The following is a 9,672-nucleotide window of genomic DNA, read 5'->3' as shown; positions in this document are numbered from 1 at the left end:
CGAGCTTCCGGCGAGACAGAACAATTTAATAGAAGGCACTATGCCCGCGAGTCGCGCCAGCAAGTTGCATTCTCGAAAATTTTAATTTCCCAAAACTAACCCGAAAAACACCGGTTATCAACAACTTTCTGTTTACCACTGTTAATAAAATTAACTAAAAGCAGGCATTGTGCCCGCAAGTTGGTGGATATTTTACTCAGGCCATACTACTGTATAAATAAACACTACAAAGGTGACGCCATGGCATCCCCATTTCTGGAATATATCGCCGACTTTATGAGAACCCGCCGCTATGCCAAGCGGACTATTGATACCTACCTGTATTGGATCAGGTTTTATATATTGCACAACAACAAACAGCATCCTAATGTACTGGGCGATCTGGAAGTTGAACAGTTTTTGTCTTTTCTATCAAACCAACGCAGTGTTGCAGTAAAAACGCAAGCAACGGCGCTGAATGCGTTGAGTTTTCTGTATAAACATATTGTTCAGCGACCGCTGTCTTTGCAGCTGAATTTTAATAAAGCCCGCATAGCCCAAAAGTTGCCAGTGGTATTAACCAAAGCCGAAATACAACAAATTCTGTTAGTGATAGATCCAAAATACAAATTGATAGCCCAACTATTGTACGGCAGTGGTTTACGCCTGATGGAAGCAGTACGACTTCGGGTGCAAGATATTGATTTTGACTATTTGTCAGTAATGGTGTGGCAGGGCAAAGGTAATAAAAACCGTCGGGTTACGCTGGCAGCAGAGTTGGTTCCTGTTTTACATATCCAAATCCATCACGTTGAGCAGTATTTTCAGGCTGACTTCCAGAACCCGCAATATGCCGGTGTATGGCTGCCTTTTGCTCTTGCCCGAAAATATCCGGCAGCTCCTAAAGACCTTGGCTGGCAGTACTTGTTTCCATCGAGCCAGTTAAGTGTTGATCCGGAATCTAAACTGCTACGGCGACATCATATTGATGAAACTACTGTCCGGCGTTCCGTTAAATTGGCGGCTCGACAGGCTAAAATTAAGAAAAATGTAACCTGCCATACGCTTCGCCATTCCTTTGCTACGCATTTGCTGCAAGCCGGTATGGATATCCGCACCGTGCAAGAGCAACTCGGTCATACAGATGTACGCACCACCCAAATATATACCCATGTCCTGAAACATGGTGCCAGTGGCGTTAAAAGCCCCCTATCACAACTGCTATAAAAAAGGGCGCCGCAGCGCCCTGTTCAAAAGGTGGTTTCTGACTAGAAGTAATCACCCGGTACGCGTACCCAGCCTTCCATCAGCACCCGTGCACTGCGGCTCATAATCGCCTTGGTCACGGTCCATTCGCCATCGACTTTTTCTGCAGCGGCGCCCACTTTTAACGTCCCTGACGGATGGCCAAACCGCACGGCTTCGCGTGCTTCACCGCCAGCGGCCAGGTTAACTAACGTGCCAGGAATAGCAGCAGCGGTGCCAATGGCTACTGCAGCAGTGCCCATCATGGCGTGATGCAGTTTACCCATTGATAACGCTCTTACCAGTAAGTCGATATCTGTAGCCGGCACGGTTTTGCCACTGGATGATTTATACTCCTGTGGTGGGGCGACAAAGGCTACTTTTGGCGTGTGCTGGCGCACGCTCGCTTGCTCAACTTCATTAATTAAACCCATTTTCAGCGCCCCATAGGCCCGAATGGTTTCAAAACGTTGTAAGGCAGCCGCATCGCCATTTATCGCATCTTGTAATTCGGTACCGTGATAACCAATATCTGCCGCGTTAATAAAGATAGTCGGGATCCCGGCGTTAATCAGGGTTGCTTTAATACTGCCAATACCTGGCACATCCAGCTCGTCGACCACGTTGCCGGTGGGGAACATGGCGCCACCCCCCTCTCCTGCGTCAGCGGCTGGATTTACAAATTCAATTTGTACTTCAGCGGCCGGAAATGTCACACCATCTAACACAAAGTCGCCGGTTTCCTGCACTTCACCATTAGTGATAGGTACATGGGCGATAATGGTTTTGCCAATATTACCCTGCCAGATCCGCACGGTACAGATACCATTTTGTGGAATGCGATCGTTGGCAACCAAACCGTTACTAATGGCAAATGAGCCCACCGCAGCACTTAGATTACCGCAGTTACCACTCCAGTCGATAAAGGGCTTGTCTATCGCTATCTGGCCGAAAATATAATGCACATCATGGTCGGCCTTGCTGCTTTTGCTTAAAATAACCGCCTTGCTGGTGCTGGATGTGGCGCCGCCCATACCATCGGTATGTTTGCCATAAGGATCGGGACTGCCGATAACCCGCAACAATAGTTTGTCGCGGGCTGAGCCCGGCTTCTGCGCCGCTTCTGGTAAATCATCGAGTTTAAAAAACACCCCTTTAGAGGTGCCGCCCCGCATATAAGTGGCTGGAATTTTTATCTGTGGTGCAAACATTTAACCTCCTACAGCGAAAAAAGCGGAACCTCTGCGGTAGAGGGAACTACCGCCAGGCACATTAGTGCCTGCGAGCAAGGAAAAATCGCATTTTTCCGCAGTGAAAGGAGAAAACTGCAGGAGCAGCTTTCTCCGGTAAAAAATTTTACCGCCACGCATATAAGTTGCGGGGATTTTAATTTGTGGTGCAGACATAAGTACTGATCTCTTATTACGAAATTTGCTTAGTCCGGGCCGACAACCTCTTTCTGCTCATCACAGCAACTCGCCCTAATGCCTACGGCAGGGCTCAGACACTCTGTGATGAGCAGAAAGAGGCATCGGCCCTCCCTTGTCGATGTCAGCTTAACTTGATAGCGAAGGTTGGAATCCCGGAAAAGTCGACACAGAGTGTCTGAACGAGCGCGCCAGCAGCGAGAGAGTTGCTGTGGCGAGCTTTTCGGGGAGTTGCAACCGAAGCCCCAAAAGGGCTATGGCTATCTGTTACAGTTAAACAGACCCTTGCAAAAAGTCCTGGGCAAAGCGCTGCAGTACACCACCGGCTTCGTAAATCGACAACTCTTCGCCGGTATCCAGGCGGCAAGTTACCGGCACCTGCAGCGTTTCGCCGTTGGCCCGGTGAATAACCAGGCTAAGCTCGGCCCGCGGCTTGCGCTCGCCTGTAACGTCATAGGTTTCAGTGCCATCAAGCTTAAGAGTTTCACGGGTAGTGCCCGGTTTAAACTCCAGCGGCAATACGCCCATGCCAATTAAATTGGTTCGATGAATACGCTCAAAACCTTCTGCAGCAATGGCTTCAACCCCGGCTAAGCGCACACCTTTCGCTGCCCAGTCGCGTGATGAACCCTGGCCATAATCAGCACCAGCGATGATGATCAATGGCTGCTTGCGCTGCATATAGGTTTCAATCGCTTCCCACATGCGTACAACTTTACCCTCTGGCTCCAGCCGGGTTAACGAACCTTGCTGCACTTTGCCATCAACCACGGCCATTTCATTAATCAGCTTCGGGTTAGCAAAGGTGGCCCGCTGCGCGGTTAAGTGATCACCACGGTGGGTGGCGTAAGAGTTAAAATCTTCCTCAGGAACACCCATTTTATGCAGGTATTCACCCGCAGCACTGTCGAGCATAATGGCGTTAGACGGCGATAAATGGTCGGTAGTAATATTATCCCCCAACACCGCCAAAGGCCGCATACCGCTTAAGCTGCGTTCACCGGCAATGGCGCCCTCACCTTCAGTTTCCCAGTACGGCGGCCGGCGAATATAGGTGCTTTGGGGCCGCCAGTTATATAGCGGACTAATTTGTTCGCCATAATCAACCGCAACGTTAAACATCGGCTCATATACCCGCCTGAATTGCTCGGGTTTAACGCTTTTAGCTACCATAGCGTCAATTTCGACATCGTCCGGCCAGATATCTTTTAAGGTAATAGCGTTACCTTTGTCGTCGTATCCGAGAATATCTTTTTCAATATCAAAGCGGATAGTCCCGGCAATCGCGTAAGCAACAACTAAAGCTGGCGAGGCCAAAAAGGCCTGCTTGGCATAAGGATGAATACGGCCGTCAAAATTCCGGTTACCGGATAACACCGCGGTGGCGTATAAATCACGTTCAATCACTTCTTTTTGAATCACCGGATCCAGCGCACCGCTCATGCCGTTGCAGGTTGTACAGGCAAAACCAACAATACCAAAGCCTAATTGCTCAAGCTCAGGCAGCAATGCGCCTTCTTCCAGATATAACTGCACTGCTTTTGAGCCAGGTGCCAGTGAGGTTTTAACCCACGGCTTGCGGGTTAAGCCCTTGGCATTAGCATTGCGGGCTAACAGGCCCGCGGCAATAACATTGCGTGGATTTGAAGTATTGGTACAACTGGTAATGGCGGCAATAATAACCGCGCCATCGGGCATTTTGCCCTCTTCCAGCTCGTATTTACCGGCGATACCGCGGCTGGTTAACTCACTGGTTGCCAGGCGCGCATGCGGGTTCGATGGCCCGGCCATGGTGCGGCCAACGCTGGATAAATCAAACTTCAGCACCCGCTCGTATTCTGCCGTTTCCAGGCTATCTGCCCATAAACCTGCTGTTTTAGCATAGGTTTCAACCAGCTGAACTTGTTTGGCTTCGCGGCCTGTCAGGGTTAAATAGTCCAGCGTTTGCTGATCAATATAGAACATGGCGGCGGTGGCGCCGTATTCCGGCGTCATATTGGAGATGGTGGCTCTGTCACCCAGACTTAAGCTGCGGGCACCTTCGCCATAAAACTCCAGATAGCTCGATACCACTTTTTGCTTGCGTAAAAACTCAGTTAATGCCAGCACAATATCGGTGGCCATGATGCCAGGCTGCGCTTTGCCGGTTAGTTCAACACCAATAATATCAGGCAGGCGCATCCAGCTGGCACGACCAAGCATCACGCTTTCTGCTTCCAGGCCGCCAACGCCGATGGCAATAACGCCCAGTGCATCAACATGCGGGGTATGGCTGTCAGTACCCACGAGCGTATCAGGAAATGCCACACCATCCAGCGAATGCACTACCGGCGACATCCGCTCAAGATTAATCTGGTGCATAATGCCGTTACCCGGTGGGATAACATCGACATTTTTAAAAGCTTTTTTGGTCCAGTTAATAAAGTGAAACCGATCATCGTTGCGCCGATCTTCAATACTGCGGTTTTTCTCAAACGCGTCTTTCTCAAAACCGGCATGCTCTACCGCTAAGGAGTGATCGACAATTAACTGCGTTGGTACCACCGGGTTAACTTTAGCCGGATCGCCTCCCTGTTCCGCAATTGCATCGCGCAGGCCGGCTAAATCCACTAACGCGGTCTGGCCCAGAATATCATGGCAGACTACCCGGGCCGGATACCACGGAAAATCTAAGTCGTTTTTGCGGTAGATAAATTGTTTTAACGAATCAGTCAGGGTGGCTTTATCGCAACGCCGTACTAAATTTTCAGCAAAAACGCGTGAGGTATAAGGCAATTTGGCGTATGCGCCGGGTTCTATAGCATCGACCGCGGCCTGAGTATCAAAATACTCCAGCTCTGTGCCGGGCAGTTTTTTACGATAGTCGTTATTCATTGCTATTACCGTTCATTAATTGGTTTAACGCTGCGCGGCTCTACGCCTACATAGTCAGCACTTGGCCGGATAATCCGGTTATCTGCGCGCTGCTCCATGACATGTGCTGCCCAGCCGGTTAAACGGCTGCAAACAAAAATTGGCGTAAACAACTTAGTGGGGATATCCATGTAGTTGTAGGCAGAGGCATGGAAAAAGTCAGCATTACAAAACAGCTTCTTCTCGCGCCACATTACCGCTTCACAACGCTCTGATACGTCATATAACCGCGTATCACCATTAGCCTTAGCCAACTTTTCTGACCATTGTTTGATAACCGCATTGCGTGGATCAGACTCAGCATACACTGCATGACCAAAGCCCATAATTTTTTCTTTGCGTTCCAGCATACCCAGCAGCTTTTGCTCAGCGTCATCCGGGTTTTTCATGTTTTCAATTAGTTCCATCGCTGCTTCGTTGGCGCCGCCATGCAGCGGGCCGCGTAACGAACCAATAGCGCCGGTAATACAAGAATGCATATCGCTAAGGGTAGAAGCACATACCCGGGCCGTAAAGGTAGAAGCGTTAAACTCATGCTCAGCATATAAAATCAGCGACGCTTCCATTACCTGGGTATGCAACGCTGTCGGCTTAACATCATGCAAGGTCCATAAAAACTGCTCAGCAGTTGAATTGGCATCCGTTTCTACATCAACTTTCTTGTTGTGATGGCTGAAGTTGTACCAGTAGTTAACCATACCCGGGAACACCGCCAGCATTCGGTCGGTAATATCCTGCTGCTCGGCAAAACGCTGTTCAGTTTCCAGATTACCCAGCATAGAGCAACCTGTGCGCATCACATCCATCGGATGAGCAGATGCCGGGATCCGTTCCAGCACGTCTTTTAATGCCTGTGGCAGCGCGCGCATGCTTTTTAGTTTCGTTTTATATTGTGCAAGCTCAGCCTTATTTGGTAACTCGCCTTTTAAAATTAAAAACGCCACTTCATCGAATTCGCAGCTTGCCGCTAAATCTTTAACATCATAACCACGATACGTCAGGCCTGAACCGGTTTTACCCACGGTTGATAACGCGGTTTTACCCGCAACCTGGCCGCGTAAGCCTGCGCCTGATAATTGTTTTGCATTTGCCATTTTCTACTCCAATTCTTTGCTATTTAATCTGTTAACTGTCCACGGCTGGCTTACTTGTTTTTACCGTCGGTAAACAGCGCGTCAAGTTTTTGCTCAAAGCTGTGATAATTTAAAAAATCATATAACTCAGCGCGGGTTTGCATAGTCTCTATAACGGCTTTCTGATCACCATTATCCAGAATAGACTGATAGACATTTAACGCCGCTTTATTCATGGCCCGAAACGCACTTAGCGGGTACAACACCATCGCCACCCCGACACCAGCCAACTCGGCTTTGTTAAACAGTGGGGTCTGGCCAAACTCGGTAATATTGGCCAGCACCGGAATTTTTAACGCGTTAGTAAACTGATGGTATTGCTCCAGGGTATGCACGGCTTCGGCAAATATAGCATCTGCGCCAGCAGCTTCGCAGGCCAGTGCCCGTTCCAGGGCAGCATCTATACCTTGCTGCGCCAGCGCGTCAGTTCGAGCCATAATAAAAAAACTTTCATCATCCCGTGCATCAACACTGGCCTTAACCCGGTCGACCATTTCATTTAAACTGACAATTTCTTTATTAGGCCGGTGACCGCAGCGTTTTTGGGCGACTTGATCTTCAATATGAAAACCTGCTGCGCCGGCACGACTCATTTCTTTTACGGTACGGGCAATGTTAAACGCACCGCCCCAACCAGTGTCAGCGTCAACTAACAGCGGCAGATTGCTGGCTGCGGTGATACGGCGAATATCTTCACATACATCATTTAACGAGGTCATGCCTAAATCCGGCAACCCAAATGAGGCATTCGCCACTCCTGCCCCGGATAAGTATATCGCCTGATGACCACAACGCTCCGCCATCATTGCGGTGTATGCGTTAATGGTGCCGACAATTTGTAAGGGTTGGTTAGCAGTGATAGCGGCACGAAACTTAGCGCCCGCTGAAAGAGTATTAGCCATATCAGGTTCCCATTTGTTCAAGTTGTTGTTCGATATTTCGTCGCGATGCTGCAATATGGCGACGCATAAGTAAGTCGGCCAGCTCACCGTCACGGTTAGCAATGGCATTAATAATAGCTTTATGTTCGTCAAACGCACGGGAAACCCGTGGCCCATTCATACCGAGCTGAACCCGGTACATTCTTACCAGGTAGTACAGCTCGTCACATAATATGTTGATAAGATAACTGTTTTTACTACCCAGGATCACCCGGTAATGAAAATCAAGATCTCCGGCTTCCTGATAATAGCTTTCGCCTTCCCGTACCCGTTGCGAAGATAAATGTTGATCCAGCAATTGGCGCACTTCACTGATCTCTGCCTCAGTCATATGCTCCGCTGCCAGCTTACAGGCCAGCCCTTCCAGGTTTTCGCGCAGCTGATATAGCGCCAACAGCCCCTTTGTCGACAAGGTAACGACTCTGGCACCAGCGTTAGGAATGCGTTCAATTAAATGACACCGCTCCAAGCGGGCCAGCGCTTCACGTAGCGGAGCCCGGCTTAAATCAAAGCGCCGCGCCAGCTCGGGCTCACTTATTTTGCTGCCAGGCGCGATATCACCTTCAACAATGGCACGTTGTATTTCCAGTAATACCCGGTCGGCCGCCGTAACCGGCTGTCGCAAAGCTGGATGAGGTTGATGCATGAATTGTCGACATAAATAAATAATGGTCTCTTTTTAAGCTTGTTTAACTGCTATGTCAAGCCAAAACCAGATAGATTGTCGACAATATGCGCCTAAAGTAGCAGTAACATAGAACAGGTATATCAGGTTGATAATTAAATTGGCTGGATAAAATTACGTTTTTACAGATTATTTTTTAGACTTTTTTTTTGTTTAAAATTAGTTTTTATATCAATTTTTTATAAAAAAAATTTGCCCCCATTTAAGGACAAAGACTGCAAAAATGCGATGCCGCGGCACAAATCAGGGGATAAGCTGGGCATAAGCTGGGTAGAACCGGTGGGTAACTTTACAGATAACCAGAAAAGAGCGGCAACAGATAACAGGAAAAAGTGAATTAGCTTTACTACACTCTTCCTTACTTTGATTGGCAACTTGTTAGCAACGATTTTTCGATAGCGCACGGCTCATTCCCTATGAGCCATTCCCCTAGGCCCAGAACAATTCGGATTGGTTCTGGGCTTCTTTTATCTGCAGCGGCTAACCCTATCTATTTAAAATAATTAAATTAAAACAATAACATGGCTGTAATATTGCAAAGCGATGGCAATACTAGGCGGCTTTATTACATAAATTAAATAAACGGTAAAAATTCGCTGTGGTTTGCTCAGCCAGACTATCGACACTGATACCCCGCAACTCGCTAATTGCCTCAGCAACTGCAGTGACATAAGCAGGCTGGTTAGTTTTGCCACGATAAGGTACCGGTGCCAGGTAAGGTGAATCTGTTTCAATTAACAACCGGTCCATTGGCAGTTTTTTCACCACTGCCCGAAGCTCATCAGCATTACGAAAGGTCATAATGCCGGAAATTGAAATGTAAAAACCAAGGTCAAGTGCGGCTCTGGCCATGTCATAGCTTTCGGTGAAGCAGTGCAATACCCCACCCGCCTGATCTGCCTGGTGCGACTTTAGTAACGCAATGGTATCACTGCGGGCATCCCGGGTATGAATGATTAAGGGCTTATTGACCTCGCGCGCAACTTCGATATGACTTACAAACGCTTGCTGCTGAGCCAGTTTAGATTCTGGTGCATAAAAATAGTCCAGGCCGGTTTCGCCCACAGCAACCACCTTAGCTAACTGACATAGCGAAAGTAACTGCTGCGGATCTACCGTACCGGTTTGATGCAACGGATGCTCACCACAAGATACCGATACCTGAGGATAGGCTGCCACTTTGGCGGCCATATCAGAGAACTCAGCAAGACTGACTGACACACACAACATATGCTCAATCTGGCGCGCCAGCGCAGCATCAATAACCTGCGCCAGGCTAAGGCCAAGTTTATCCAGTTCTAACCTATCCAGGTGACAATGCGAATCTACAAACAAAACAACCTCTTAAC

General features: G+C 48.6%; 7 protein-coding genes. 1 reads left to right on the top strand and 6 read right to left on the bottom strand.

From position 1 onward, the window contains the following. Window positions 1-240 precede the first annotated feature (240 nt). Window positions 241-1,206 (top strand): integron integrase, encoded by a 966-nt coding sequence (locus tag B2Q61_RS02100; RefSeq protein WP_290616258.1) that lies wholly within the window; start codon window positions 241-243, stop codon window positions 1,204-1,206. 41 nt (window positions 1,207-1,247) lie between these two features. Here B2Q61_RS02100 and prpF read toward each other — a convergent pair whose 3' ends face one another. From prpF to B2Q61_RS02070, 6 genes are all read right to left on the bottom strand, one after another. Continuing rightward, window positions 1,248-2,435 carry a 2-methylaconitate cis-trans isomerase PrpF gene (gene prpF / locus B2Q61_RS02095; RefSeq protein WP_290616260.1) on the bottom strand — a complete coding sequence of 396 codons (1,188 nt, stop codon included), beginning with the start codon at window positions 2,433-2,435 and terminating at the stop codon, window positions 1,248-1,250. A gap of 489 nt (window positions 2,436-2,924) precedes the next feature. After that, window positions 2,925-5,525: a Fe/S-dependent 2-methylisocitrate dehydratase AcnD gene (gene acnD, locus B2Q61_RS02090; protein WP_290616262.1), complete on the bottom strand. Its 2,601-nt coding sequence runs from the start codon at window positions 5,523-5,525 to the stop codon at window positions 2,925-2,927. 5 nt (window positions 5,526-5,530) lie between these two features. Continuing rightward, window positions 5,531-6,658: a bifunctional 2-methylcitrate synthase/citrate synthase gene (gene prpC / locus B2Q61_RS02085; RefSeq protein ID WP_290616264.1), complete on the bottom strand. Its 1,128-nt coding sequence runs from the start codon at window positions 6,656-6,658 to the stop codon at window positions 5,531-5,533. A gap of 50 nt (window positions 6,659-6,708) precedes the next feature. Continuing rightward, window positions 6,709-7,599, bottom strand: a complete 891-nt coding sequence (gene prpB / locus B2Q61_RS02080; RefSeq protein WP_290616266.1) for a methylisocitrate lyase — start codon at window positions 7,597-7,599, stop codon at window positions 6,709-6,711. A 1-nt stretch (window position 7,600) separates the two neighbouring features. Further along, complete coding sequence (locus B2Q61_RS02075) at window positions 7,601-8,284, bottom strand: GntR family transcriptional regulator (protein ID WP_290616268.1); 684 nt, start codon at window positions 8,282-8,284, stop codon at window positions 7,601-7,603. Between the two features lie 591 nt (window positions 8,285-8,875). Next, window positions 8,876-9,658 (bottom strand): TatD family hydrolase, encoded by a 783-nt coding sequence (locus tag B2Q61_RS02070; protein WP_290616270.1) that lies wholly within the window; start codon window positions 9,656-9,658, stop codon window positions 8,876-8,878. Window positions 9,659-9,672: the final 14 nt, after the last annotated feature.

The organism is Arsukibacterium sp. UBA5043 (assembly GCA_002415085.1).
Lineage (GTDB): Bacteria > Pseudomonadota > Gammaproteobacteria > Enterobacterales > Alteromonadaceae > Alishewanella.
Note: the sequence above shows the minus strand (reverse complement) of the source record. Positions and strands in the feature narration are given on the sequence as shown.

Bases quoted from the DNA above. Each gene is read 5' to 3' on its own strand.
- prpC (WP_290616264.1), bottom strand. From the start codon at position 6,658: ATGGCAAATGCAAAACAATTATCAGGCGCAGGCTTACGCGGCCAGGTT.
- B2Q61_RS02075 (WP_290616268.1), bottom strand. From the start codon at position 8,284: ATGCATCAACCTCATCCAGCTTTGCGACAGCCGGTTACGGCGGCCGAC.
- acnD (WP_290616262.1), bottom strand. From the start codon at position 5,525: ATGAATAACGACTATCGTAAAAAACTGCCCGGCACAGAGCTGGAGTAT.
- prpB (WP_290616266.1), bottom strand. From the start codon at position 7,599: ATGGCTAATACTCTTTCAGCGGGCGCTAAGTTTCGTGCCGCTATCACT.
- prpF (WP_290616260.1), bottom strand. From the start codon at position 2,435: ATGTTTGCACCACAGATAAAAATTCCAGCCACTTATATGCGGGGCGGC.
- B2Q61_RS02100 (WP_290616258.1), top strand. From the start codon at position 241: ATGGCATCCCCATTTCTGGAATATATCGCCGACTTTATGAGAACCCGC.